Annotated in this window: 23 protein-coding genes and 1 tRNA gene; 20 read left to right on the top strand and 4 right to left on the bottom strand. The window is 66.0% G+C overall.

Annotation, left to right across the window (positions count from 1 at the left end; translation table 11 throughout):
* The first annotated feature begins 8 nt into the window (after window positions 1-8).
* From AC10V3_RS13500 to AC10V3_RS13490, 3 genes are read left to right on the top strand one after another with little or no spacing between them, the layout of a single operon-like run.
* Window positions 9-881 carry a peptidoglycan DD-metalloendopeptidase family protein gene (locus AC10V3_RS13500; protein WP_022535772.1) on the top strand — a complete coding sequence of 291 codons (873 nt, stop codon included), beginning with the start codon at window positions 9-11 and terminating at the stop codon, window positions 879-881.
* 6 nt (window positions 882-887) lie between these two features.
* Window positions 888-2,066 carry an RNA polymerase sigma factor RpoS gene (gene rpoS / locus AC10V3_RS13495; RefSeq protein ID WP_022535771.1) on the top strand — a complete coding sequence of 393 codons (1,179 nt, stop codon included), beginning with the start codon at window positions 888-890 and terminating at the stop codon, window positions 2,064-2,066.
* The gene (locus tag AC10V3_RS13490) at window positions 2,063-2,902 is read left to right on the top strand and encodes a 3'-5' exonuclease (protein WP_022535770.1); all 840 of its coding nucleotides are present in this window, start codon (window positions 2,063-2,065) and stop codon (window positions 2,900-2,902) included. The genes rpoS and AC10V3_RS13490 overlap by 4 nt, the downstream gene beginning before the upstream one ends.
* Before the next feature lie 15 nt (window positions 2,903-2,917).
* Here AC10V3_RS13490 and AC10V3_RS13485 read toward each other — a convergent pair whose 3' ends face one another.
* Entirely contained in the window at window positions 2,918-3,772 is an 855-nt protein-coding gene (locus AC10V3_RS13485; protein ID WP_349604257.1) for an endonuclease/exonuclease/phosphatase family protein, read from the bottom strand.
* Window positions 3,773-3,812: 40 nt separating this feature from the next.
* Between AC10V3_RS13485 and rlmD the strand changes: the two genes are divergently transcribed.
* Window positions 3,813-5,333, top strand: coding sequence for a 23S rRNA (uracil(1939)-C(5))-methyltransferase RlmD (gene rlmD / locus AC10V3_RS13480; RefSeq protein ID WP_490923678.1), 1,521 nt, complete (start codon window positions 3,813-3,815; stop codon window positions 5,331-5,333).
* A gap of 75 nt (window positions 5,334-5,408) precedes the next feature.
* On the opposite strand, the gene AC10V3_RS13475 is transcribed toward rlmD, so the two are convergent.
* Window positions 5,409-6,113, bottom strand: coding sequence for a Bax inhibitor-1/YccA family protein (locus tag AC10V3_RS13475; protein WP_010809421.1), 705 nt, complete (start codon window positions 6,111-6,113; stop codon window positions 5,409-5,411).
* 361 nt (window positions 6,114-6,474) lie between these two features.
* Between AC10V3_RS13475 and ndk the strand changes: the two genes are divergently transcribed.
* The 16 genes from ndk to AC10V3_RS13395 all read left to right on the top strand — a co-directional run bounded on the left by ndk (window position 6,475) and on the right by AC10V3_RS13395 (window position 24,061).
* Window positions 6,475-6,900, top strand: coding sequence for a nucleoside-diphosphate kinase (gene ndk, locus AC10V3_RS13470; protein WP_022535767.1), 426 nt, complete (start codon window positions 6,475-6,477; stop codon window positions 6,898-6,900).
* Window positions 6,901-6,953: 53 nt separating this feature from the next.
* Window positions 6,954-8,108: a dual-specificity RNA methyltransferase RlmN gene (gene rlmN, locus AC10V3_RS13465; RefSeq protein ID WP_022535766.1), complete on the top strand. Its 1,155-nt coding sequence runs from the start codon at window positions 6,954-6,956 to the stop codon at window positions 8,106-8,108.
* Window positions 8,105-8,884 carry a type IV pilus biogenesis/stability protein PilW gene (gene pilW, locus AC10V3_RS13460; RefSeq protein WP_349604264.1) on the top strand — a complete coding sequence of 260 codons (780 nt, stop codon included), beginning with the start codon at window positions 8,105-8,107 and terminating at the stop codon, window positions 8,882-8,884. The genes rlmN and pilW overlap by 4 nt, the downstream gene beginning before the upstream one ends.
* Window positions 8,877-9,890 (top strand): RodZ domain-containing protein, encoded by a 1,014-nt coding sequence (locus AC10V3_RS13455; protein WP_349604265.1) that lies wholly within the window; start codon window positions 8,877-8,879, stop codon window positions 9,888-9,890. Before pilW ends, AC10V3_RS13455 begins: the two co-directional genes overlap by 8 nt.
* Window positions 9,891-9,940: 50 nt before the next feature.
* Window positions 9,941-11,233, top strand: coding sequence for a flavodoxin-dependent (E)-4-hydroxy-3-methylbut-2-enyl-diphosphate synthase (gene ispG, locus AC10V3_RS13450; RefSeq protein ID WP_022535763.1), 1,293 nt, complete (start codon window positions 9,941-9,943; stop codon window positions 11,231-11,233).
* Between the two features lie 39 nt (window positions 11,234-11,272).
* Window positions 11,273-12,655: a histidine--tRNA ligase gene (gene hisS / locus AC10V3_RS13445; protein ID WP_349604268.1), complete on the top strand. Its 1,383-nt coding sequence runs from the start codon at window positions 11,273-11,275 to the stop codon at window positions 12,653-12,655.
* A 69-nt stretch (window positions 12,656-12,724) separates the two neighbouring features.
* Window positions 12,725-13,357 carry a YfgM family protein gene (locus AC10V3_RS13440; protein WP_022535761.1) on the top strand — a complete coding sequence of 211 codons (633 nt, stop codon included), beginning with the start codon at window positions 12,725-12,727 and terminating at the stop codon, window positions 13,355-13,357.
* Window positions 13,358-13,425: 68 nt separating this feature from the next.
* Window positions 13,426-14,601 carry an outer membrane protein assembly factor BamB gene (gene bamB / locus AC10V3_RS13435; protein WP_349604271.1) on the top strand — a complete coding sequence of 392 codons (1,176 nt, stop codon included), beginning with the start codon at window positions 13,426-13,428 and terminating at the stop codon, window positions 14,599-14,601.
* 226 nt (window positions 14,602-14,827) lie between these two features.
* On the top strand, window positions 14,828-16,171 hold the full coding sequence (der, locus tag AC10V3_RS13430) for a ribosome biogenesis GTPase Der (RefSeq protein ID WP_022535759.1): 1,344 nt from the start codon (window positions 14,828-14,830) through the stop codon (window positions 16,169-16,171).
* Window positions 16,172-16,383: 212 nt separating this feature from the next.
* On the top strand, window positions 16,384-16,623 hold the full coding sequence (hfq, locus tag AC10V3_RS13425) for an RNA chaperone Hfq (protein WP_012353158.1): 240 nt from the start codon (window positions 16,384-16,386) through the stop codon (window positions 16,621-16,623).
* Between the two features lie 276 nt (window positions 16,624-16,899).
* Window positions 16,900-18,198: a GTPase HflX gene (gene hflX / locus AC10V3_RS13420; protein WP_349604273.1), complete on the top strand. Its 1,299-nt coding sequence runs from the start codon at window positions 16,900-16,902 to the stop codon at window positions 18,196-18,198.
* Between the two features lie 104 nt (window positions 18,199-18,302).
* Window positions 18,303-19,652: an FtsH protease activity modulator HflK gene (gene hflK / locus AC10V3_RS13415; protein ID WP_022535757.1), complete on the top strand. Its 1,350-nt coding sequence runs from the start codon at window positions 18,303-18,305 to the stop codon at window positions 19,650-19,652.
* A gap of 10 nt (window positions 19,653-19,662) precedes the next feature.
* On the top strand, window positions 19,663-20,571 hold the full coding sequence (gene hflC, locus AC10V3_RS13410) for a protease modulator HflC (RefSeq protein WP_022535756.1): 909 nt from the start codon (window positions 19,663-19,665) through the stop codon (window positions 20,569-20,571).
* Between the two features lie 219 nt (window positions 20,572-20,790).
* Window positions 20,791-21,942: an ATP phosphoribosyltransferase regulatory subunit gene (locus AC10V3_RS13405; protein ID WP_022535755.1), complete on the top strand. Its 1,152-nt coding sequence runs from the start codon at window positions 20,791-20,793 to the stop codon at window positions 21,940-21,942.
* Window positions 21,943-22,027: 85 nt separating this feature from the next.
* Window positions 22,028-23,368 (top strand): adenylosuccinate synthase, encoded by a 1,341-nt coding sequence (locus tag AC10V3_RS13400; protein ID WP_349604276.1) that lies wholly within the window; start codon window positions 22,028-22,030, stop codon window positions 23,366-23,368.
* A gap of 123 nt (window positions 23,369-23,491) precedes the next feature.
* On the top strand, window positions 23,492-24,061 hold the full coding sequence (locus AC10V3_RS13395; RefSeq protein WP_349604277.1) for a phosphoribosyltransferase: 570 nt from the start codon (window positions 23,492-23,494) through the stop codon (window positions 24,059-24,061).
* A 59-nt stretch (window positions 24,062-24,120) separates the two neighbouring features.
* Here the strand turns inward: AC10V3_RS13395 and AC10V3_RS13390 are convergent, their stop codons facing one another.
* Together AC10V3_RS13390 and AC10V3_RS13385 are read right to left on the bottom strand one after the other, a co-directional pair.
* Complete coding sequence (locus tag AC10V3_RS13390; RefSeq protein ID WP_349604278.1) at window positions 24,121-24,492, bottom strand: hypothetical protein; 372 nt, start codon at window positions 24,490-24,492, stop codon at window positions 24,121-24,123.
* Window positions 24,463-24,549: transfer RNA gene (locus AC10V3_RS13385), tRNA-Leu, on the bottom strand. Before AC10V3_RS13385 ends, AC10V3_RS13390 begins: the two co-directional genes overlap by 30 nt.
* Between the last annotated feature and the right edge of the window lie 37 nt (window positions 24,550-24,586).

The raw sequence follows: 24,586 nt of genomic DNA, 5'->3' as shown, positions 1-24,586 counted from the left end.
GTCGAACTATGCACAACATCGTGAAATCGCAATATTTCGCACGCGCCGGACAACTTTTTGCGGCTTCCGCGCTGACGGCCCTGCTGGCCGCCTGCGCCAGTTCGCCGATGCCGGCCCCCGTGGTGGACCGTACTTCCATCTCCGGCACCGCCACGGCGTCGCAGGAGCCGGCACCGCCCGGATACTATCGGGTCAAGCGAGGCGATACCCTTTACCGTATCGCGCTGGAAAACGGCCAGTCTTATCGCGATGTAGCGGCGTGGAACAACCTGAGCAATGTGAACCAGATTGAAGTTGGGCAGTTGTTGCGCATCGTGCCGCCAGGTGCCGACGTCAACACTGCACCCGGCGTGACCACCATGCCGGTGGCGCCCGGTACGGTGCAGGGGCAGCCGATCGACCAGGCCCGTCCGGCTGGCGCCCCGGTGCCGCCGGCGGCTACGGCTGCGGCACCGGTTGCGGCACCGGTTGCGCCGGCTGCTGCGGCCGCCATCCCGTCGGCGCCAGTCGCCGATGGCTCGATGAAGCTGGCGTGGCCGGCGACCGGCCAGATGGTCGGTAAATTCGATGACAAGGCCAATAAAGGCATCGATATTGCGGGCAAGAAAGGTGATGCGGTGCTGGCAGCGGACGATGGCCGGGTGATTCACGTAGGCCCCTTGCGCGGCTACGGGAATCTTGTCATCATCAAACACAACGAGACATTTCTTACTGCGTACGGGCACAACGACAAGGTGCTTGTGACAGAGCAATCCGCGGTCCGGAAAGGCCAGAAGATTGCTGAGATGGGCAACAGCGATACCGACCGGGTGAAGCTTCACTTCGAAGTTCGCAAGAACGGAAAACCGGTTGATCCGATGCGGTACCTGCCGCCACAGTGAGGGTTCATGCCACGCCAGAAAACCGTCTCCTCCGGAATCGTCAGCAGGGCTCGCCGTCCCAAGCAGCCGGAAGTGAAGGCTGGTGTGGCACATCCCGACGAGCGCGCCGATGCGGAAGCCTTCGAGCCCGATCTCGCTGCTGAACTGATTCCTGTTACCGACGAGCCGATCGCCACGTCCGCTACGGTGGGCCTGCGCGAGGCGGACCTGCTCGCCGACGACAACGAACGCCAGTTGCGCGACGACGACGATGACGACGCGGAAGACGAGGAAGAGAGCGAGGCAGAGAACGGTACCGACGGCGCGGCCGCCGAGCACGACGACTTCCGCTCGGTGCTGCATACTGAGCTGGCCGCCGACACAGTCCAGCATTACCTGAACCGCATCAGCATCAAGCCGCTCCTGTCCGCGCCGGAAGAACTGCATTTCTCCACGCTGGCCAAGGACGGCGACTTTGCCGCGCGCCAGGTCATGATCGAGCGCAACCTGCGGCTGGTGGTCAGCATCGCCAAGGGCTACCTCAATCGCGGCGTGCCGCTGCTGGACCTGATCGAGGAAGGCAACCTCGGCCTGATGCACGCGATCGAGAAATTCGATCCGTCGCGCGGTTTCCGCTTCTCGACGTATGCCACGTGGTGGATCCGCCAGAGCATCGAGCGCGCCATCATGAACCAGGCGCGCACGGTCCGCCTGCCGGTCCACGTGATCCGCGAACTGAACCAGGTGCTGCGCGCCAAGCGCCATCTGGAGAAGGGCGGCACCGACGGGCGCGACGCCAGCCTGGAAGACATCGCCCACCTGCTGGGCAAGACGCCGGACGAAGTGCAGGACGTCCTGGCACTCAACGAACATACCACCTCGCTCGATACGCCGTTCGATCTCGATCCCGGCTCGAGCCTCCTGGATTTCCTCTCCGACGAGCACAACGCCGCCCCTGACCAGGAGGTGGCACACCGCGAGCTGGAAGGGCTGATGAAGCTCTGGCTGGCGCGCCTGTCGGAAAAGCATCGCTACGTGGTGGAGCGCCGCTTCGGCCTCAACCATATCGAGCCCGCCACGCTGGAAGAGCTCGCCGAGGAAATGGGCCTCACGCGCGAGCGCGTGCGCCAGATCCAGCAGGAGGCGCTGGTCAAGCTCAAGCGGCATTTCGCTTCGCAAGGTGTCAGGAAGGACGCCGTTCTATGACCCCTGTGCTGGTATTCGACATCGAGACCATTCCCGATGTCGCCGGCCTGCGCCGTTTGCATGACCACCCCGATGCGATGAGCGACGCCGAAGTCGCCGAGCATGCGTTCTCTGCCCGCCGGGAAAAGACCGGTAGCGATTTCCTTCCGCACTACCTGCAGCGCGTCGCCGCGATTTCCTGCGTGCTGCGGCGCACGCATCGCGATGGCTCGGGCGTGTTCCACGTCGGCTCGCTCGGCACCACGGAAGACAACGAGGCCACGCTGATCCAGAAGTTCTACGAACTGATCGCGCGCTACAGTCCGCAACTGGTTTCATGGAACGGCGGCGGCTTCGACCTGCCGGTGCTGCATTACCGTGGCCTGGTCAACGGCGTCACCGCGCCACGCTACTGGGAAATGGGCGAGGGCCGCGAGGACGACAGCCGCGACTTCAAGTGGAACAACTACATCAGCCGCTACCACATGCGGCACCTGGACCTGATGGACCTGCTGGCGATGTACCAGCCCCGCGCCAGCGCGCCGCTGGATGACCTGGCCAAGCTGTGCGGCTTCCCGGGCAAGATGGGGATGGACGGCAGCAAGGTCTGGCAGGCCTACCAGGCTGGCCAGCTTGACGAGATCCGCGCCTACTGCGAGACCGACGTCGTCAACACCTACCTGATGTACTGCCGCTTCCAGCTGATGCGCGGCGGGTTGTCGCCGCGCGAGTTCGACGTCGAGATGGAATTCGTCCAGGAATCGCTGGCTGAGCTGCCCGGCGAGCAGTGGATGGAATACCTGCAGGCGTTCCGGCTGCAGCGTCTCACCCCGGAAGCCGAAGACCTCGAGGACTGAGCGCGCCGGTCGGCATCACAGATCCAGCGACAGCAGGATCGGCTGGTGGTCCGAGTGGGCGGTATCCGCATCGACCTCGCAGCGCCGGATGCGCGCGGCGAGGTTGTCCGTCAAGAACATGAAATCGCAGGCGAACGGCGCCTCCGGCCATTGCTCCTTGTCGTGTATCGCGCAGGTTGGCGCGTGCGGCTGGCCGGGATGCGCATGCAGCCAGGCGTCGCGCCAGGGCGGCGTGGCATTTTCGAACGGCTCCAGCATGCGGCGATAGGCGATATCGTCGGGTTTGCTGTTGAAGTCGCCGCACAGGATGGCCTCGGCCGGGCGAGGCTCGGGCGTGAACGGGCCCGGCCATTTTTCGCTGCGGCCCGGGCGGCGCGCATGGTCGCATGCCTGAACGTGCCAGTCGCGCAAGGCTTCGGCCTGGGCGGCGCGCTGGTGTGCCGAGTAATACTCCAGGTGCGTGCAGATCACGCGCAGCAGATGCGTGCCGGCCTCGACCGTCACTTCCAGCGCCACGCGCGGCATCGACGCCACCTGCGGGTCCGCCGGCCAGGGCAGGGCATGGTGGAAGACTTCGCGCACTGGCAGGCGGGTGGCAAGCAGGTTGCCGAATTGCTTCAGGCCGCCGCTGGTAGTGCGCCGGTCCACGCCCGGTGCATAGAGCACATGAAAGCCTGGCAGCAGCGCGGTCAGTTCCGCCACCTGGTCCTCGCCCGGCCCGCCGCGCAATTCGCCGAAGCCGCGCGTAACTTCCTGCAGGCAGATCACGTCGGCGTCAGCGATGCCGCGCATGGTCTCGATTTGCCGCTGCAGGCTCACGCGCCCGTCGGCGCCGCGGCCCCACTGGATATTCCACGAAATCAGTTCCATTTGCCGTCTCCGTCGGATCGTCGGGACGCCGCCACCGGCGCTGGCCCGGACTGGCATACAATCCCGCTTTCGCAAACAATACGTCAGGTTTCATCTGGTGTCCCAAGTCGTGTCCTCCCTACAAGAAACGCCTGCAGGCCCGGCCGCCACTGCCGAGGCAAGTGCCGCTCCCGGCGCAAAAGAGCCCCGTGGCCGCGTTGCCGCTAACACTGGCACGCCGGCAGCGGACCCGGTCGTGTCGATCGAGAGCCTCGACATGGAAGCCCGCGGCGTCGGCCGCCTGGTGAACGAGGACGGCACGCCCGGCAAGGTGATCTTTGTCGAAGGCGCGCTGCCCGGCGAAACCGTCAGCTATCGCAGCTTCCGCCGCAAGCCCAGCTATGAACAGGCCCATCTCGTCGAGATCCGGCAGGAATCGGTGATGCGCGTCAAGCCCGGCTGCCAGCATTTCGGCGTCTGCGGCGGGTGCTCGATGCAGCATCTGGATTCGCGTGCACAGCTGGCAATCAAGCAGCGCGTGCTGGAAGACAACCTGTGGCACCTGTCGAAAGTGAAGCCGGACGTGGTGTTCCGCCCGATCGCCGGGCCGGACTGGGGCTACCGTTACCGCGCGCGGCTGACCGTGCGCCACGTGGTCAAGAAGGGCGGCGTGCTGGTCGGCTTCCATGAGCGAAAGAGCAGCTACGTGGCCGACATGACTCGCTGCGAGATCCTGCCGCCGCACGTGTCGGCGATGCTGGTGCCGCTGCGCGAGCTGGTGGCCGGCCTGTCGATTCGCGACCGCATGCCGCAGATCGAGCTGGCCGTCGGCCAGGAAGTGACCGCGCTGGTGCTGCGCATCCTGGAACCGCTGACCGATGCCGACAAGGACCTGCTGCGCGCCTATGCCGACGACTACAAGGTGCAGTTCTGGTTGCAGCCCAAGGGCCCGGACACGGTCTACCCGTTCTACCCGACCGACGTCGAGCTGGCCTACACGCTGCCGGAATTCGGCATCCGCATGCCGTTCAAGCCGACCGACTTCACCCAGGTCAACCATCAGATCAACCGCGTGCTGATTGGCCGCGCGCTGCGCCTGCTCGACGCGCAGCCGCAGGACCGGCTGCTCGACCTGTTCTGCGGCATCGGTAACTTCACGCTGCCGCTGGCAACGCAGGGCAAGTCGGTGATGGGCATCGAGGGCAGCGAGGCGCTGACCACGCGCGCGCTGGCCAATGCCGGCTACAACGGCCTGGCCGACAAGACCGAGTTTGCCTGCCGCAACCTGTTCGAAGTCACCGCCGAAGATATCGCTGCGCTGGGCCGCTTCGACCGCTGGCTGGTGGATCCGCCGCGCGAGGGCGCGCTGGCGGTGTGCAAAGCGCTGGGCGAACTGGCGCAGCAGGGCAGCGACGTGCTTCCGCAGCGCATCGTCTATGTCTCATGCAGCCCCGCGACGCTGGCGCGCGACGCCGGCCTGCTGGTGCACGAGGCGGGCTACCGGCTGAGCGGCGCGGGCGTGGTCAACATGTTCCCGCACACCTCGCACGTGGAATCGATCGCGGTGTTCGACCGCGGCTGAACCGGCCCATCCATCAGCTGGCGCCCAAAGAAAAACCGGCCAACAGGCCGGTTTTTCATGCTGCGGCGTTTGTCGTCACTCGCGGCTGCCGCCGAAGATGCCCAGCAGCGCCAGCAGGTTGACGAAGACGTTGTACACGTCCAGGTAGATCGCCAGCGTGGCGGTGATGTAGTTGGTCTCGCCGCCATTCACCACGCGCTGCACATCGAACAGGATGTACGCCGAGAAGATACCGATGGCGATCACCGAAACCGTGATCATCAGCGAGGGCAGCTGCAGCCAGATATTGGCGACGCTGGCCAGGATCAGCAGGATCACGCCGACGAACAGGAACTTGCCCAGGCCGGAGAAATCACGCTTGCTGACCGTGGCGATGGTGGCCATTGCGCCGAATACCGCCGCCGTGCCGCCAAAGGCATACATGATCAGCGCCGGCCCGTTCGAGAATTGCAGTGTCACGCCGATCAGCCGCGACAGCATCAGCCCCATGAAGAACGTGAAGGCCAGCAGCAGGACCACGCCCATGCTGCTGTTCTTGGTCTTCTCGATGCCGTAGAAGAACCCGAACGCAATGCCCAGGAACAGGATCAGCGACAGGAAGGGGTTGCCCGCCATGAAGCTGAAGCCGGTGGCCACGCCGATCCACGCGCCGAGCACGGTGGGGATCATCGAGAGGGCCAGCAGCCAGTAAGTGTTGCGCAAGACCCGGTTGCGAACGACGACGTCAGTGACGGTCGACGCACTGTTGCCGAAACCGTAGGTATTCAGCTTGTTATCCATGGTGACTCCTGTCTCAAAACGGTGAGGCGCCGGAAATCCAATCATTCGGATCGACTCCGGACGGAACCATCGTCAATGTGGCATCTGGGCGGGCGAATTGCAAGGGCGGGGTAACCCAGAAGACACGCCAAACCGTGCTTCGCGCCACTTGGCCGCCGCTCACGTTGGACGCGCATCGACCCGTCGCGTTCCGGACATGACAAGGATGTAATGTGCTCTTCGTGTTACTTGATGCCGGCCGGCGCCGCAACGCCGGCAAGACTCGCGACAGAGCGGGGAAGGCCCTCGAAAGCGTCATAGTCTTCGTGGTAGAATCCCACGTTTAATCCATTTGTAACCCCTTCATTTTTCGGAGTTTTTCATGGCGATCGAACGCACCCTGTCGATTATCAAGCCGGATGCCGTGGCCAAGAACGTTATCGGCCAGATCTACGCCCGTTTCGAGGCCGCCGGCCTGAAGATCATTGCTGCCAAGATGGTGCACCTGTCGCGCGGCGAAGCCGAGCAGTTCTACGCTGTCCACAAGGAGCGTCCGTTCTTCAAGGACCTGGTGGACTTCATGATTTCCGGTCCGGTCATGATCCAGGCCCTGGAAGGTGAAAACGCCATCGTCAAGAATCGTGAGCTGATGGGCGCCACCGACCCGAAGAAGGCCGACAAGGGCACCATCCGCGCCGACTTCGCCGACAGCATCGACGCCAACGCCGTGCACGGCTCGGACGCTGCTGAAACCGCTGCCGTGGAAGTGTCGTTCTTCTTCCCGGGCATGCACGTCTACAGCCGCTGATTGTTTGGCGCTGCTGCCAGGACTAGACTGACACCGAAGCTGAGTTTGCCGCCATGAACGACCTCGTCAACCTGCTCGACCTCGACGCGGACGCGCTCACCGCTTATTGCGGCGAGCTCGGCGAGAAGCCGTTCCGTGCGCGGCAACTGCAACGCTGGATCCACCACTACGGTGCCAGCCGCTTCGACGCCATGTCGGATCTCGCCAAGTCGCTGCGCGAAAAGCTCGCGACGCGGGCCGAGATCCGCGCGCCTGCCGTCATCACCGACAACCTGTCGGCCGACGGCACGCGCAAGTGGCTGCTAGACGTGGGCCAGGGCAATGCGGTGGAAACGGTCTACATCCCAGAGGAAACGCGCGGCACGCTGTGCGTTTCCTCGCAGGCTGGCTGTGCCGTCAACTGCCGGTTCTGCTCGACCGGCAAGCAGGGCTTCTCGCGCAACCTCAGCACCGGTGAGATCATCGGGCAGCTGTGGATGGCCGAGTTTGCCATGCGCGAGCAACTGGGCCGCGGCCCCAAGGATGACCGCGTCATCTCCAATGTGGTGATGATGGGCATGGGCGAGCCGTTGCTGAACTACGATGCCGTCGTGCCGGCCATGCGCCTGATGCTCGACGACAACGCCTACGGCCTGTCGCGCCGTCGCGTGACGCTGTCCACCTCCGGCGTGGTGCCGATGATGGACCGGCTGTCCAAAGATCTGCCGGTGGCCCTCGCCGTGTCGCTGCACGCGTCCAACGACGCCCTGCGCGACGTTCTGGTGCCGCTGAACAAGAAGTACCCGCTGGCCGAACTGATGGCGGCATGCCGCCGCTACCTGGAATTCGCGCCGCGCGATTTCATTACTTTCGAATACTGCATGCTGGATGGCGTCAACGACGGCGTCGAGCATGCGCGAGAACTGCTGAAGCTCGTGGCCGATGTGCCGTGCAAGTTCAACCTGATCCCGTTCAACCCCTTCCCGGAATCGGGCCTGAAGCGCTCCAACAACGAACAGATCCGGCGTTTCGCGCAGGTGCTGATGGACGCGGGCATCGTGACCACCATCCGCAAGACGCGCGGCGACGATATCGACGCCGCCTGCGGCCAGCTGGCCGGGGAAGTGAAGGACCGCACCCGCCTGGCCGAGCGCGGCAAGTTCGGCAAGATCACGCCACTGGTGCCGGTCACTGCCGCCGGCCAGTCTCGGGAGGCTCGCCCTGCATGATCCGTCTGATCGCTGCGGCCCTGTTGGGGCTGCTGATGTTGTCCGGCTGCCAGCTGCCGCATACGCCGGCGCAGGATCTCCAGGCCGCTTCCGACCAGACCGATGCAAGGCGCCGCGCCGGCATCCGGCTGCAGCTGGCCACAAACTATCTCGAGGCCGGCCAGAACGCGGTCGCGCTTGACGAGATCAAGCAGGCCATCGCCATCGATCCGTCGCTGGCCGATGCCTACCATGTGCGCGCGCTGATCTACATGAACATGAATGAGCGTGCGCTCGCCGATGACAGCTTCCGCACCGCGGTGTCGATGCGCGGCAACGACGGCGACCTGCTTAACAACTACGGCTGGTTCCTGTGCCAGGAAGGCCGTTATGCCGAGGCCGTGCCGATGCTGCAGCGCGCCGCGTCGGCGCCGTCGGCCGGCGGCCCGGTCAAGCCGATGATCAGCCTGGGCGCGTGCGAGCTGCGCCGCGGCAACAGCGCCGAAGCGGAACAGAACCTGAAGGCCGCGCTCGGCTACGACCGCAACAACCCGGTGGCCAACACCACCCTCGCGCTGGTCTATTACCGGCGCGGCGACTTCGCGCAGGCGCGGCAGTATGCCCAGCGCGTCAACAGCAGCCAGTTTGTCAGTGCGCAATCCCTCTGGCTGGGAGCGCGTATTGCCCACCGTCAGGGCGACAGCCGCATGCAGGATGCGCTGGGGGCGCAACTGCGCAGCCGTTTCCCCGATTCGCGTGAGTTGACCGCCTACGAACAAGGAGCATGGGATGAGTGAGCACGACCGCGCCGCAGGCCAGGCCGTACCGACGCAACACGTCGGCGGGGGCGCGCACGAAGGAGACCGCGAAGCCGCCGCGCGCGAGATCGGCGCGGCACTGGCGCGCGAGCGCGAGGCGCAGCGAATGTCAGTGGAAGACGTCAGCGCGCGCCTGAAGGTGGCGGCGACCAAGCTGCGCGCGATCGAAGCCGGCGATCTCCAGGCGGTGCCCGACGTGACCTTCGCCAAGGGCGTGATGCGCGCCTATGCGCGCATGCTGCATGTCGATATCGACCCGCTGCTGGCGCGCTTCCAGCCGCGCCAGGTGGTGCAGGTGGCGGAAATCGCACGCCAGCGCGAGGGCGGCATCAATGCGGCCTTCGACGACCGCAACCGATTCCGCTCCGGCGGCACGGGCGGGCGCTGGATCTGGCTGGCGCTGGTGGCGGTGGGGCTGGCCGCGGGCGGCTGGTTCGGGCTGGACCACATCCGCCACTGGATCGAAACGCGCAGCGCCGCGGCCGAGACCCCGGTGGCGGAAGAACATGCAGCCGCGCCGGGCACGGAGCCCGGCACGGTCACGGCGGCGCTGCCGCCGGTGATGGCCGGAGCCGATTCGCCGGCGCCGTCCGCCGAGACAGTGCCCGCCAGCGCCGTGGCGGTGCCTGCCCAGGCGGCTCCTGCTGCTACGGCATCGGCAGCTGTGGTGCCGCCTGCCGCTGCGCCTGCTCCCGTTGCGCCGGTAGCACCGGCGGCACCGGCGGCACCGGCAGTCGCAGCAGGCGCGGGCGAACTGCAGATCCGCTTTGCTTCCGACACCTGGTATGAAATCCGGGACAAGAACGGCAAGGTGGTGCTGGGCGGTACCGCCAAGGCCGGCCAGTCCGTGGCCGGCGGCGGCACGCCCCCGTACAAGGTGGTGATCGGCAACGTCAAGGGCATCGAGTCGATGACCCGCAATGGCGAGCCGGTCGACCTGAAGGCAGCCAACCGCAACAACGTGGCGCGCCTCACGCTGCCCTGACGAGGGCGCGCAAGGTGCGGCGAGGTGCGTCTTTGCAAGGTGGTAACGCTATGAACCAACAGCTCTGTCTTCCTGTCCTGGCCGGTCCGCTGCCGCGCCGCCAGACGCGCCAGGCGCGCGTCGCGTGGGGCGACAACGTGGTCACCATCGGCGGCGGCGCGCCGGTGCGCGTGCAGTCGATGACCAACACGGATACGGTCGATGCCATCGGCACGGCGATCCAGGTCAAGGAACTGGCGCGCGCGGGTTCGGAGATCGTGCGCATCACGGTGAACACGCCCGAGGCGGCCGCCGCGGTGCCGTCGATTCGCGAGCAGCTCGACCGCATGGGCGTGGATGTGCCGCTGGTGGGCGACTTCCACTACAACGGCCACAAGCTGCTGCAGGACTATCCGGCCTGCGCCGAGGCGCTGTCCAAGTACCGCATCAACCCCGGCAACGTGGGCCAGGGCGCGAAGCGCGACACGCAGTTCGCGCAGATGATCGAGATGGCGTGCCGCTACAACAAGCCGGTGCGCATCGGCGTGAACTGGGGCAGCCTGGACCAGGACCTGCTGGCGCGCATCATGGACGAGAACGCCGGGCGTGCCGAACCGTGGCCGGCACAGAGCGTGATGATCGAGGCACTGATCACCTCGGCCATCGATTCGGCGAAGAAGGCCGAGGAGATCGGCCTGCCGGGCGACCAGATCATCCTGTCGTGCAAGGTGTCGCAGGTGCAGGAACTGGTCGCGGTGTACCGCGAGCTGGCGCGCCGCTGCGACTACGCGTTGCACCTCGGCCTGACCGAGGCCGGCATGGGCAGCAAGGGCATCGTGGCCTCGACCGCGGCGCTGTCGGTGCTGCTGCAGGAAGGCATCGGCGACACCATCCGCATTTCGCTGACGCCGGAACCTGGCGCGCCGCGCGAGAAGGAAGTGTACGTGGGGCAGGAAATCCTGCAGACCATGGGCCTGCGCAACTTCACCCCAATGGTGATTGCATGCCCGGGCTGCGGCCGCACCACCAGCACGGTATTCCAGGAGCTGGCGGCCAGCATCCAGGCCTACCTGCGCGAGCAGATGCCGCAATGGAAGACCGCCTATCCGGGCGTCGAGGAAATGGACGTGGCCGTGATGGGCTGCATCGTCAACGGCCCGGGTGAGAGCAAGCACGCCAACATCGGCATCTCGCTGCCGGGTTCGGGCGAATCGCCGGCGGCGCCGGTGTTCGTCGACGGCGTCAAGGTGAAGACGCTGCGCGGAGAGCGCATTTCCGAGGAATTCCAGGCGATCGTAGATGAGTACGTTCGCACGCATTACGGCCCGGGCGTTGCGCGGGCCGACAAAGAAGTGGCAGCCTGAGCCGGACCGGCCGGGTGCCAGCAGCCTGACAAGAACAGAATGACGCAATCCGAGAACGTGGCCGCCGCAGGCGGTGAGAAGACCGAACTGAAGGCTGGGGAGAAAGTGCGCCCCGCCAAGGCCCTGCAGGGCGTAAAGGGCATGAACGACATGCTGCCGGCGGACGCGCCGCTGTGGGAGCATTTCGAGAATGCCGCGCGCGCCATGCTGCGTGCCTATGGCTACCAGCAGATCCGCACGCCGATCGTCGAGCACACGCAGCTGTTCGTGCGCGGCATCGGTGAGGTGACCGACATCGTCGAGAAGGAGATGTACTCCTTCACCGATTCGCTCAATGGCGAGCAGCTCACGCTGCGCCCGGAAGGCACCGCCGCGGCCGTGCGCGCCACCATCGAGCACAACCTGCTGTACGACGGCCCCAAGCGCCTGTGGTACACCGGCCCGATGTTCCGCCACGAGCGCCCGCAGCGCGGCCGCTACCGCCAGTTCCACCAGCTCGGCGCCGAGGCACTGGGCTTTGCCGGCCCGGACGTCGACGCCGAGATCATCCTGATGTGCCAGCGCCTTTGGGACGACCTGGGCCTGACCGGCGTGCGCCTGGAGATCAATTCGCTGGGGCAGGCCGATGAGCGCGCCGCCCACCGCGAACAGCTGATCAAGTACCTGGAAGGCTTCCAGGACATCCTGGACGACGACAGCAAGCGCCGCCTGTACACCAACCCGCTGCGCGTGCTGGACACCAAGAACCCGGCGCTGCAGGAGATGGCTGCCAACGCGCCCAAGCTGATCGATTTCCTGGGCGAAGAATCGCTGGCACACTTCGAGGGCGTGCAGCGCCTGCTCAAGGCCAACAACATTCCGTTCAAGATCAACCCGCGCCTGGTGCGCGGCCTGGACTACTACAACCTGACGGTGTTCGAGTGGATCACCGACAAGCTGGGCGCGCAGGGCACCATCGCCGGGGGCGGGCGCTATGACCCGCTGATCGCGCAGATGGGTGGGAAGTCCGCGCCCGCGTGCGGCTGGGCCATGGGCATCGAGCGCATCATCGAGCTGATCCGCGAAGAGGGCGTGGTGCCCGAGGCGGTGGGCTGCGACGTCTACCTGGTGCACCAGGGCGAGGCCGCCGCGCAGCAGGGGATGATCGCTGCGGAACGGCTGCGCGATGCGGGCCTGGACGTGGTGCTGCACGCCAGCGCCGACGGCAAGGGCGGCAGCTTCAAGTCGCAGATGAAGCGGGCCGACGCAAGTGGCGCGGCCTATGCCGTTATCATTGGCGAGGACGAAGTGGCCGCCGGCGTGGTCCAGGTCAAGGAACTTCGCCAGCGCGAGCAGGCCGAAGGCGGTGGGCAACAGGCCACCGTGCCGGCCGAGGAACTGGTCGATTACCTGATCGACGCCATGGTCGGCGCCAGCGAATAAATCGCGCGCTGGCCAGCCGGAAAACCCCAGTACACGAGTACCCAACCCAACGCAGGTGATTGCCTCGACATGGCTTACGATCTAGAAGAACAGGAACAGCTTGAGAATCTGAAGGCCTGGTGGCGCCAGTACGGCAATGCGCTGACCTGGGTGCTGATCGTCGCGCTGCTGGCGTTCGCCGGCTGGAACGGCTGGAAGTACTGGGAACGCAGGCAGGCCGGCGAGGCCGCGGTGCTGTACGAGCAGGTGCTCAAGGCTGCCGAGGCGCGCGACATCGAGCGCATCAAGCGCGCCGCGACCGACCTGGAAGACAAGTACGGCCGCACCGCCTATGGCCAGATGAGCGCGCTGGTCGCAGGCCGCGTGCTGTACGATGCGGGCGACCTGGCCGCGGCCAAGAGCCAGCTGCAGTGGGCCATCGACCACGGCGACGCAGAATACTCGCACCTGGCGCGCGTGCGGCTGGCCGGCGTGCTGCTGGACGAGAAGGCCTACGACAAGGGCCTGGCGCTGCTCAAGGACGAACCGCCGGCAGCGTTCGTGGCGCTGTATGCCGACCGCCGCGGCGACCTGCTCGCCGCGCAGGACAAGCGCGACGATGCGCGCGTGGCCTATCGCAAGGCGCTCGACAAGCTGGGCGAGGCCGAGCCGGCGATGCGCCAGATCATCCAGTTCAAGCTCGATGCGCTGGGCACGGCCTGAGTGGGCCGCCCTCGACTTGTGCCAATCACCGTAAAACCAGCGGACCGTAAAACCAGGATCGAAACCTTATGATGTCAGTGCTTTCCCGTGCCGTACATCGCCAGCCCGCCCGCACCATGGCCCGCGCGCTGGCGGCTGCCGCTTGCCTGGCCGCGCTGGGCGGCTGCGCGCTGTTCAGCAAGGAAAACAAGCACCCGCCCGCCCAACTCAAGCCGGTGTCGGGCACGCTGACGGTGCGCCAGGCGTGGAAGGCCGATGTGGGCAAGAGCGGCCCGTATTCGATGCAGCCGGCCGCGGCGGGCAACAACGTCTACGTGTCGTCCAACAACGGCAACGTGATCGCGCTGGAAGGCGCCTCGGGCCGCGTGCTGTGGAAGGCCAAGACTGATCTGGACCTGACCTCGGGCCCCGGCAGCGACGGCTCCGTGACCGCGGTCGCGGGCGAGAAGGGCGCGATCTACGCCTTCGACGCCAGCGGCAAGCAGATCTGGAAGAAGCAGGTCAATGGCGAGGTGCTGTCGGCGCCGCTGGTCGGCAATGGCCTGGTGGTGGTGCGCACCACCGACACGCGTGTGTTAGGCCTCGATGCCCAGACCGGGGAGCGCCGCTGGATCTACCAGCGCTCGCAGACGCCGCTGAACCTGCGCGCGGCAATGGGCATGGTGTTCGCCGGCGACGGCATCGTGATGGGCTTCCCCGGCGGCAAGCTGGGCGTGCTGACGCCGGGCAACGGCGTGCTGCGCTGGGAAAGCACGGTTTCGTATCCGAAGGGCGTGTCGGAGATCGAGCGCCTGAACGACGTCACCGGCCAGCCGATGGTGAATGGTCGCCAGGTCTGCGCCACCACCTTCCAGGGTCGCGTCGCCTGCCTGGAGCTGTCCAGTGGCCAGCCGCAGTGGGGCAAGGATTTCTCGTCGCCGAGCGGTCCCGCGCAGGATGACAATGCGCTTTACGCCAGCGACGAACGGTCGGTGGTGCATGCTTTCGACCGCCAGAATGGCAACGAACGCTGGAAGAACGACGAGCTGCGCAACCGCCGCCTGGGTGCGCCGCTGGCGCTGGGCCGCTCGGTGGTGATGGGCGACTTCGAAGGCTATGTCCACTTCCTGTCGCGCGAAGACGGCCAGGTCATCGCGCGCATGAAGACCGATGGCAGCGCCATCACCGCCGCGCCGGTCGTGGCGGGCCAGACCCTGGTGATCCAGACCCGCGACGGCGACGTCTACGGGTACCAGCCTGGCTGACGGGCATCCAATGCGCGCTGCCGTACACCTGTCGGTACGGTCGGCGCCTAATCCGGTAGCATGATCCTTGGTCGTGCGGCAAATTGCGCAGCGGGTCCCGTGACCGGCGGCGCGCGCGACAGGACAAGCGGCAATCCGTGCCGATAAGGCGCGGACTGCCGTCGGATCCATTGACTCCGGAGCTACCGGGGGGCGGCATGTGCCGGCCCCCGTTTCCGTTTATTGCATGAAACCAGTAATCGCACTAGTCGGCCGCCCCAATGTAGGGAAGTCGACGCTATTCAACCGCATGACCCGCTCGCGCGACGCCCTCGTCGCCGACCTGCCGGGCCTGACGCGCGACCGCCACTACGGCGAAGGGCGCATCGGCGAGCGTCCGTTCATCGCCATCGATACCGGCGGCTTCGAGCCGGTGGTCAAGGAAGGCATCGTCGCCGAGATGGCCAAGCAGACCAAGCAGGCGGTGGTCGAGGCCGACGTGGTGATCTTTATCGTCGACGGCCGCCTGGGCCTGGCGCCGCAGGACCGCGCCATCGCCGACTACCTGCGCAAGACCGGCCGGCGCATCATGCTGGCGGTGAACAAGGCCGAGGGCATGAAGTACACCTCGGTGGCAGCCGACTTCTACGAGCTGGGCATGGGCGATCCGTACGCGATCTCCGCTGCCCATGGCGACGGCGTGGGCGAGCTCGTCGACGAAGCGCTGGAGCTGGCGGTCCAGGAGCGGCCCGAGCTGGCCGAGGAAGTGCCCGATGGCGGCAAGGGCGTCAAGATCGCCATCGTCGGACGCCCCAATGTGGGGAAATCCACGCTGGTCAACACCCTGATCGGTGAAGAGCGCGTGATCGCGTTCGACATGCCCGGCACCACGCGCGACGCCATCTATGTGGAGTTCGAGCGCGGCGGCAAGCCCTATACGCTGATCGATACAGCAGGCCTGCGTCGGCGCGGCAAGGTGTTCGAGGCGATTGAAAAATTTTCAGTGGTCAAGACGCTGCAGTCGATCGCCGACGCCAATGTCGTGATCCTGCTGCTCGATGCGCAACAAGACATTTCCGACCAGGACGCACATATTGCCGGTTTTATTGTCGAATCCGGGCGTGCGCTGGTGGTCGGCGTCAACAAATGGGACGGGCTCGACGGCCATACCCGCGATCGCATCAAGCACGACCTGGAGCGCAAGCTGCAGTTTCTGAATTTTGCGAATTTCCATTTTGTGTCGGCGCGCGAGCGCACCGGCATCGGCGCGCTGCTGCGCTCGGTCGACGACGCCTATGCCGCGGCGATGGTCAAGCTGCCGACACCGCAGCTGACGCGCGTGCTGCAGGAAGCTGTCGAATTCCAGCAGCCCAAGCGCGTCGGCGCATCGCGGCCCAAGCTGCGTTACGCGCACCAGGGCGGCTCGAATCCGCCCATTATCGTGGTCCACGGCAATGCGCTGTCAGGCGTTGCCGAAACCTACCGGCGCTACCTGGAAAACCGTTTCCGTGCGGCCTTCAAGCTCAAGGGCACACCCCTTCGCATCGAATTCCGCACGAACAAAAATCCGTATGCGGACTCGAAGGATTGAGTCCGGAAACGGATCCTTTGCGGGGCAAGTTTTCGTTTGCGTTCGTTTGGAACTGCGGCTAAATTCACGGTAGCAGGGGGGTTCCCTGTGCATTGACGCCGACTTGGTACCGTTTTTGATCTTTTTTCTGGCGCGTTTTTGCGCTGATTGACTTGAACCGGGGACTTCCGTCCCCATCATCCATCACTAAACCTATAAATTTGGAGTGTGCCATGAGCAACAAAGGGCAACTGCTACAAGACCCGTTCCTGAATGCGCTGCGCAAAGAGCACGTACCGGTGTCCATCTACCTCGTCAATGGCATCAAGCTGCAAGGCAATATCGAATCGTTCGACCAGTACGTCGTCCTGCTGCGCAACACCGTGACGCAGATGGTCTACAAGCATGCGATCTCTACCGTCGTTCCGGCGCGCGCGGTCAATTTCCGCGTGGATGACTCTGCTGAGGCCTGAACTGCCTCGCGGCCGCCACAGCGCGCGGCCGCCGACTGACGGCATCGACCGGGCGCCACGCGGCGCCGTTTCGATGCCCGGCACCGGGTTGCCGTTGCGCCCGGTGCATCGCGGCCCGGCGGCCGCGCACTCAGCCGCCGCCGCTGCCGCTGCCGCAACCTCCGGCATCACCTTGCGCCTCGCGCGTTGGCCTGACCTGGCAGGGGCCAGGGCAGTGCCAGACCTCCGCAAGACATTCCCCTGAACCCGTATTCCCCAGCGCCTTCGCGCCCTCCCTTGGATCCCAGAGCCACTTCCAACACCGCACCCTCGCGCGCCATTCTTGTCGGCGTCGATTTCGGCAAGCATGACTTTCAGGAAAGCCTCAGCGAACTCGCGCTGCTGACCTCCACAGCCGGCTCGTTGCCGGTGCACACGCTGACGGGCCGCCGTTCGCGGCCCGACCCGGCGCTGTTCATCGGCTCGGGCAAGGCCGAAGAACTGAGGGAAGCCGCCGATGCGCTCGACGCCGACGTGGTCGTGTTCAACCACGCCCTGAGCCCGGCGCAGCAGCGCAACCTGGAGCGCTTCCTGAACCGCCACGTGATCGACCGTACCGGCCTGATCCTGGATATCTTCGGCCAGCGCGCGCAGAGCCACGTGGGCAAGGTGCAGGTGGAACTGGCGCAGGTGCAGTACCGCGCCTCGCGGCTGGTCCGCGCCTGGAGCCACCTGGAGCGGCAGAAGGGCGGTATCGGCATGCGCGGGGGGCCGGGTGAGCGCCAGCTCGAACTGGACCGCCGCATGCTGGACGAGCGCGCCAAGCGCCTCAAGTCCGATCTGTCGCGACTGCAGCGCCAGCACAGCACGCAGCGGCGCGCCCGCGCGCGCAACGACACGCTCAGCATCTCGCTGGTAGGCTATACCAACGCGGGCAAGTCGACGCTGTTCAACGCGCTGACCAAGGCGCGCGCCTATGCGGCGGACCAGCTGTTTGCCACGCTCGACACCACCTCGCGCCGGCTGTTCCTGGACGGGCTGGGCAACGTGGTGCTGTCCGACACCGTCGGCTTTATCCGCGACCTGCCCACGCAACTGGTGGCGGCGTTCCGCGCCACGCTCGAAGAAACCGTCCACGCCGACCTGCTGCTTCATGTGGTGGACGCATCGAGCCCCGTGCGGCACGAACAGATCGAGCAGGTCAACCGTGTGCTGGCGGAAATCAATGCCTCGGACATCCCGCAGATCGTGGTGATGAACAAGATCGACGCGGCGCCCGAGCTGATGGAGCAGGGCCCGCGCATCGAGCGCGACGAGGACGGCGTCCCCACCCGCGTCTTCCTCAGCGCGCGCGAAGGCATTGGCATCGATGCGCTGCGCGAGTCGGTGGTGGAGGTGGCCCAATGGCTGGCGAGCCGGCCATCCGAGCCGCCGCCTTACGATCCCCGACTGGCCGACGTCCCGCTGTATGGCGATGCGGACCAGGGCGAGGAGAGCGAAGAGGGCGTCGAGTACGATGACGATGACCAGATTGGCCATGCCGGCGAGAGCGGCGATGGCAGCGAAGCAGGCGCGGGGGAATCGCGCAGCTCCTGACCGTTTTCCGTCCATTGGCGCTACGATTGCGCGAATTGGCAAAAAGTGGCGCAGATGACTGCTAGAATCCCCCTGTTACAAACTTCCCCGGACCCGTGCACTTCATGCCCCAGTTTCCCCGGAATGCCGACTCGAGCCTGACACCAGGCAGCCGCCCCGCGCTGCGCGCGGGCTGGCAGCGCCTGCGCGCCATCTTCTCGCTGAACGATCCGCGCTGGGGTCGGAACGGGGACGACGATGACAAGAAGGATGGCCGCGACGACAACCGTCAGCAGAACCAGCGCCCGCAGCAGGACGGCGGCCCGCCCGACCTTGACGAGTTGTGGCGCGACTTCAATCGCCGCCTGAACGGCCTGCTGGGCCGCAAGGAAAACGGCGGCGGCGGCAACCAGGGCTTTGGCGGCCCGCGCACCCCCGGCAAGAGCTCGGGCGTGGGTGTCGGCGTGATCGTCGCCGCGGTGGTCGGGATCTGGCTCGCCAGCGGCTTCTTCATGGTGCAGGAAGGCCAGACCGCGGTGATCCTGCAGTTCGGCAAGTTCAAGTACTCCGCCGGCCCCGGCATCAACTGGCGCCTGCCCTGGCCGGTCCAGGCGGCCGAGATCGTCAACCTGTCGGCGGTGCGTTCGGTCGAGGTGGGCCGCTCCACGTCGATCAAGGACAGCAACCTGAAGGACTCGTCGATGCTGACGCAGGACGAGAACATCATCGACGTGCGCTTCACCGTGCAGTACGTGATTCAGGATGCCACCGAATTCCTGTTCTTCAACAAGACCGACCGCGGCGGCGACGAGGAACTGGTGACGCAGGCCGCCGAGACTTCAGTGCGCGAGATCGTCGGCCGCAACAAGATGGACGCGGTGCTGTACGAGAGCCGTGAGGAGATCGCGCAGGGGCTGGCCAAGTCGATCCAGGCGATCCTGTCGGCGTACAAGACCGGCATCCGCGTGCTTTCCGTGAACGTGCAGAGCGTGCAGCCGCCCGAGCAGGTGCAGGCCGCGTTCGATGACGTCAACAAGGCCAGCCAGGACCGCGAGCGCGCCATCAGTGAAGGCCAGGCCTATGCCAATGACATCATCCCGCGCGCCAAGGGTGCGGCCGCCCGCCTGAAGGAAGAGTCCGAAGCCTACCGCTCGCGCGTGGTGGCGCAGGCTCAGGGCGATGCCTCACGCTTCCGCTCAGTGCAGTCCGAATACGCCAAGGCGCCGCAGGTGACCCGCGACCGCATCTATCTCGAAACCATGCAGCAGATCTACACCAATTCGACCAAGGTGCTGGTGGATGCGCGCCAGGGCAACAACCTCCTCTACCTGCCGCTGGACAAGCTGATGGCGCAGGGCCAGCCCGGCACGCCGGCAACGCCGGGCGCCGCCGGAACGCCGGCGCCCGCGCCGGACGCCTCGCCGGACACCCGGTCGCGCGAGGCGCTGCGCAACCGCGACCGCGACTCGCGCTGAGGAGACCGTCATGAACCGACTGATTTCCTTCACGATCGGCTTTTTCATCCTGCTGGCCGTGGCCTCGTCCATGCTGTTCGTGGTCGACCAGCGCCAGTACGCCGTGGTGTTCGCCTTCGGCGAGATCAAGCAGGTGGTGCGCGAGCCCGGCCTGCACTTCAAGCTGCCGCCGCCGTTCCAGAACGTGGTGTTCATGGACCGCCGCCTGCAGACCATCGACGGGGCCGCCAGCGAGCGTTTCCTGACCGCCGAGAAGAAGAGCATGGTGGTGGACTGGTTCGTCAAATGGCGCATCACCGATCCGCGCAAGTTCTTCGTCGCCTTCGGTGGCAACGTCCGCGGCGCGCAGGACCGCATGACGCAGCGGATCGACTCCGTGGCGCGCGAGGAGTTCGGCAAGCGCACCGTGGCCGACGTGGTCGCCGGCGAGCGCGAGCAGGTGATGCAGGCCATCCGCAACGCCATGAGCGAATACGCCAAGTCGGTGGGCGTGGAGATCCTGGACGTGCGCCTCAAGCGCGTCGACCTGCTGCCCGCGATCAGCGAATCGGTGTACCGCCGCATGGAAGCCGAGCGCAAGCGCGTGGCCAACGAGCTGCGTTCCACCGGCGCCGCCGAGGGCGAGAAGATCCGCGCCGATGCCGACCGCCAGCGCGAAGTGGTGCTGGCCGAGGCCTATCGCGACGCGCAGGTGATCAAGGGCGAGGGCGATGCCAAGGCTTCGCAGATCTATGCCGACGCGTTCGGCCGCGATCCGCAGTTCGCGCAGTTCTGGCGCAGCATGGAGGCCTACCGCAACACCTTCCGCGACAAGCGCGACGTACTGGTGCTGGAGCCCAACTCTGACTTCTTCCGCTATATGCGTTCCAGCGGTGGTGCCGCGGCGGGCGCCTCCGGCGGGTCCGGAGCCAAGCGCTAGCGCACTCGCTGGTCCGTGTGGCGGAAAGACGAAACCCCGGCTTGCCGGGGTTTTGTCCGGCTGGAGCCCTCATGGAACCCATCGCCGTGGAGTGATGGCGCGGTCGCGCGGAGGGCGCAACGACCGCAACGACCGCGGCAACAATGATCCCGGGCGAGGCCCGGCACCCGAGGGCGCTGCGCCCGCGGGACCAACCGAATGACCGAGAAGAGATTCACCATGTCCAACCATTGGCTGCTGCCAGAAAACATTGCCGACGTGCTGCCGTCGGAAGCGCGCAAGATCGAGGAACTGCGCCGCCGCATGCTGGACCTGTTCCGCACCTACGGCTATGAGCTGGTGATGCCGCCGATGCTGGAATACCTGGAGTCGTTGCTGACTGGCACCGGCCATGACCTGGACTTGCGCACGCTCAAGCTGGTCGACCAGCTGTCGGGCCGCACCATGGGCCTGCGTGCCGATATCACGCCGCAGGTCGCGCGCATTGACGCCCACCTGCTGAATCGCCCCGGCGTGACCCGCCTGTGCTACGCCGGCAACGTGCTGCACGCGCGCCCGGCGGGCTTCCATGCAACACGCGAGCCGATCCAGATCGGTGCCGAGATCTATGGCCATGCCGGCCTGGAAGCCGACGTCGAGATCCAGGAACTGATGCTGGCCGCGCTGCAGGCGGCCGGGCTGTCGGAGATCCGCATCGACCTGTGCCACGCCGGCATCCTGGAGGCACTGCTGGCCGGACTGCCGTCGATTCGCAAGATCGAGGACGCGCTCTTTGCCGCGCTCGAAACCAAGGATGTGCCCGCGCTGCGCGAGCTGACCGTGGGCCTGCCGCAGACCGAGCGCGATGCGCTGCTGGCGCTGCCGACGCTCTATGGCGGCGTGGACGTGCTGGACCGCGCCCGCGCGACGCTGCCGGCCAGCCCCGCCATCGGTCGCGCGCTGGACGAGCTGGCCGCGCTGGCGGTGCAGGTGCGCGGCGCCAGCGTCAACATCGACCTGTCGGATTTGCGCGGCTATCACTATCACAGCGGAGTGATGTTCGCGGCCTACGTGGCGGGCCTGCCCAATTACGTTGCGCGGGGCGGCCGCTATGACAAGGTGGGCGAGGCCTTCGGCCGCGCACGGCCCGCGACCGGTTTTTCGCTGGATCTGCGCGAAGTGGCGGCCTTGTCGCCCGTGGAAGTGCGTGCGCAGGCGATTTTCGCGCCCTGGGATGCGGATCCGGCACTGCGTGCCGCCATTTCCACGCTGCGTGCCGCAGGCGAGATCGTGATCCAGTCACTGCCCGGCCATACCCACGAGCTGGACGAGTTCAACTGCGACCGGCAACTGGTACGCCAGGACGACGGCTGGGCCGTGGTGCCGCGCTGACGCACTGGGGTCAGGGCAGCCCAAAAATCGGGAATCGCCCGGCAACAAGAGTAGAATACGTTTTTAACCTATTGACCAAAGCAATATGTCCGCATCCGCAGTAGGCCAGGGACGCAATGTCGTCGTGATCGGCACCCAGTGGGGTGACGAAGGCAAAGGAAAAATCGTCGATTGGCTTACCGACCAGGCAAAGGGCGTGGTGAGGTTTCAGGGCGGCCACAACGCTGGCCACACCCTGATCATCGGCGGCAAGAAGACCATTCTGCGCCTGATCCCCTCGGGCATCATGCGCGACGGCACGGTCTGCTACATCGGCAACGGTGTGGTGCTGTCGCCCGAAGCACTGTTCCGTGAAATCGAAGAACTCGAAGCCGCCGGTCTGCAGGTGCAGAGCCGCCTGCGCATCTCGGAAGCGGCAACGCTGATCCTGCCGTACCACGTCGCCATCGACAAGGCGCGCGAAGCCCGCCGTGGCGCAGCCAAGATCGGCACCACCGGCCGCGGCATCGGCCCGGCCTATGAAGACAAGGTCGCCCGCCGCGCGCTGCGCGTGCAGGACCTGTTCGATCCCAAGCAGTTCGCCGAACGCCTGCGCGAAAACCTCGACCTTCACAACTTCATGCTGACCCAGTACCTGGGCGCCGAAGCCGTGGACTTCCAGCAGACGCTGGACGAGGCGCTGGCCTATGCGCCGCGCCTGGCGCCGATGGTGGCCGACGTGTCGGCCGAGCTGTACGCGGTCAACGCCGCCGGCGGCAACCTGATGTTCGAAGGCGCGCAAGGCACGCTGCTGGACGTGGACCACGGCACCTATCCGTACGTGACCTCGAGCAACTGCGTGGCCGGTGCGGCCGCCGCGGGTGCCGGCGTCGGCCCGGGCCGCCTGAATTACATCCTGGGCATCACCAAGGCCTATTGCACGCGCGTGGGCGCGGGCCCGTTCCCCAGCGAGCTGTACGACAACGACAACCCGTCGCGTCAGGATCCGGTTGGCGTGCGCCTGGCCAATATCGGCAAGGAATTCGGCTCGGTCACGGGCCGTCCGCGCCGCACCGGCTGGCTCGATGCCGCCGCGCTCAAGCGTTCGGTGCAGATCAACGGCGTGTCGGGCCTGTGCATGACCAAGCTGGACGTGCTCGACGGCCTGGAAAGCATCAAGCTGTGCGTCGGCTACGCGCTGGACGGCAAGACCGTCGACATCCTGCCGCGCGGCTCTGACGCCGTCGCGCGCTGCGAGCCGGTGTACGAGGAATTCCCCGGCTGGAACGAATCGACTTTCGGCGTGAAGGAGTGGGACGCGCTCCCCGAGGCGGCCCGCGTCTACCTGAAGCGCGTGGAAGAAGTGGTCGGCATCCCGATCGACATGATCTCGACCGGCCCGGACCGCGACGAGACCATCCTGCTGCGTCACCCGTACAAGGCCTGACCTGGCAACGTAATACGCAAGGCGTGGCGCCATGAGCGCCGCGAACTGCTACAGACAATCGGCCCGCGCAAGCGGGCCGAGCCACATCGGTCAACCGACCGCGAAGATACAAAGAGTAAAGCCATGAACCTGCCTACGAACGATGACGAGAACCTGTGGGTGTCCTGGGACGAATACCATCGCCTGATCGCACGCCTGTCGCTGAACGTGCATGAGTCGGGCTGGAAGTTCGACAAGATCCTGTGCCTGGCGCGCGGCGGGCTGCGCGTGGGCGATCAGATGTCGCGCATCTTCGACGTGCCGCTGGCCATTCTGGCCACCAGCAGCTACCGCGAGGCTGCCGGCACGCAGCAGGGCGACCTGGATATCGCGCAGTACATCACCATGACCCGCGGCGAACTGACCGGCAAGATCCTGCTGGTCGACGACCTGGTGGATTCGGGCATCACGCTCGAGCGCGTGGGCCGCCACCTGAAGGAACGCTACCCGGCGGTGACCGAGGTGCGCTCGGCGGTGCTGTGGTACAAGGCGTGCTCTAAGGTCGAGCCGGACTACCACGTGACCTTCCTGGAGTCGAACCCCTGGATCCACCAGCCGTTCGAAGAGTACGACACGCTGCGCCCGCACAACCTGGCCGCCTGGCTCAAGCGCGGCAAGCGCGCCAGCCTGCTGGACGACGGCGCGCGCGACTGAACGACGCCGCCACTTGCCATGCCCGTGGCGCTCTGCCCGGGGCACGGCACCGGAAGGCTTCAGTAGCCGACCGTGAAACGCTGGTGCGATTGCGCCAGCTTCTCGATCTCGTCGGGCATCGCGATGGCATAGTCCGCCATCGAGATCCTGGCCGGAATGCCGGAATCGCCACTGAAGCTGTTACACTCCTCGACATTGCCGTTCCGTTGTGGTTCGGCTGCCGCGCGGGGTACGGTGCGCGGTTTCGCGGACGGGAAAAACCCCTTACGCTCACAGGTATGACACCGCGGCACGCAGTGCCGCCAAGCAAGGAGTGCAAGTTGCCGGATCTGGTACGCGAACCAAGCGTCAAAAACAAAAAACCCGCAGGGCTTGAAAGCGCTGCGGGTTTTCCGGTGATCTGGTGCCCAGGAGAGGACTCGAACCTCCACAGTGTTGCCACCGCTAGGACCTGAACCTAGTGCGTCTACCAATTCCGCCACCTGGGCAGGTGTCGAAACAACCGAAGCGCTCATTATAGGGAGC

The organism is Cupriavidus sp. PB-02 (assembly GCF_058252315.1).
The sequence above is the reverse complement of the archived record's forward strand: the minus strand, read 5'-3'. Positions and strand labels throughout refer to the sequence as shown.

Coding starts and splice junctions, on each gene's coding strand:
- AC10V3_RS13500 (WP_022535772.1), top strand. CDS start 9: ATGCACAACATCGTGAAATCGCAATATTTCGCACGCGCCGGACAACTT.
- rpoS (WP_022535771.1), top strand. CDS start 888: ATGCCACGCCAGAAAACCGTCTCCTCCGGAATCGTCAGCAGGGCTCGC.
- AC10V3_RS13490 (WP_022535770.1), top strand. CDS start 2,063: ATGACCCCTGTGCTGGTATTCGACATCGAGACCATTCCCGATGTCGCC.
- AC10V3_RS13485 (WP_349604257.1), bottom strand. CDS start 3,772: ATGGAACTGATTTCGTGGAATATCCAGTGGGGCCGCGGCGCCGACGGG.
- AC10V3_RS13475 (WP_010809421.1), bottom strand. CDS start 6,113: ATGGATAACAAGCTGAATACCTACGGTTTCGGCAACAGTGCGTCGACC.
- ndk (WP_022535767.1), top strand. CDS start 6,475: ATGGCGATCGAACGCACCCTGTCGATTATCAAGCCGGATGCCGTGGCC.
- rlmN (WP_022535766.1), top strand. CDS start 6,954: ATGAACGACCTCGTCAACCTGCTCGACCTCGACGCGGACGCGCTCACC.
- pilW (WP_349604264.1), top strand. CDS start 8,105: ATGATCCGTCTGATCGCTGCGGCCCTGTTGGGGCTGCTGATGTTGTCC.
- AC10V3_RS13455 (WP_349604265.1), top strand. CDS start 8,877: ATGAGTGAGCACGACCGCGCCGCAGGCCAGGCCGTACCGACGCAACAC.
- ispG (WP_022535763.1), top strand. CDS start 9,941: ATGAACCAACAGCTCTGTCTTCCTGTCCTGGCCGGTCCGCTGCCGCGC.
- hisS (WP_349604268.1), top strand. CDS start 11,273: ATGACGCAATCCGAGAACGTGGCCGCCGCAGGCGGTGAGAAGACCGAA.
- AC10V3_RS13440 (WP_022535761.1), top strand. CDS start 12,725: ATGGCTTACGATCTAGAAGAACAGGAACAGCTTGAGAATCTGAAGGCC.
- bamB (WP_349604271.1), top strand. CDS start 13,426: ATGATGTCAGTGCTTTCCCGTGCCGTACATCGCCAGCCCGCCCGCACC.
- der (WP_022535759.1), top strand. CDS start 14,828: ATGAAACCAGTAATCGCACTAGTCGGCCGCCCCAATGTAGGGAAGTCG.
- hfq (WP_012353158.1), top strand. CDS start 16,384: ATGAGCAACAAAGGGCAACTGCTACAAGACCCGTTCCTGAATGCGCTG.
- hflK (WP_022535757.1), top strand. CDS start 18,303: ATGCCCCAGTTTCCCCGGAATGCCGACTCGAGCCTGACACCAGGCAGC.
- hflC (WP_022535756.1), top strand. CDS start 19,663: ATGAACCGACTGATTTCCTTCACGATCGGCTTTTTCATCCTGCTGGCC.
- AC10V3_RS13405 (WP_022535755.1), top strand. CDS start 20,791: ATGTCCAACCATTGGCTGCTGCCAGAAAACATTGCCGACGTGCTGCCG.
- AC10V3_RS13400 (WP_349604276.1), top strand. CDS start 22,028: ATGTCCGCATCCGCAGTAGGCCAGGGACGCAATGTCGTCGTGATCGGC.
- AC10V3_RS13395 (WP_349604277.1), top strand. CDS start 23,492: ATGAACCTGCCTACGAACGATGACGAGAACCTGTGGGTGTCCTGGGAC.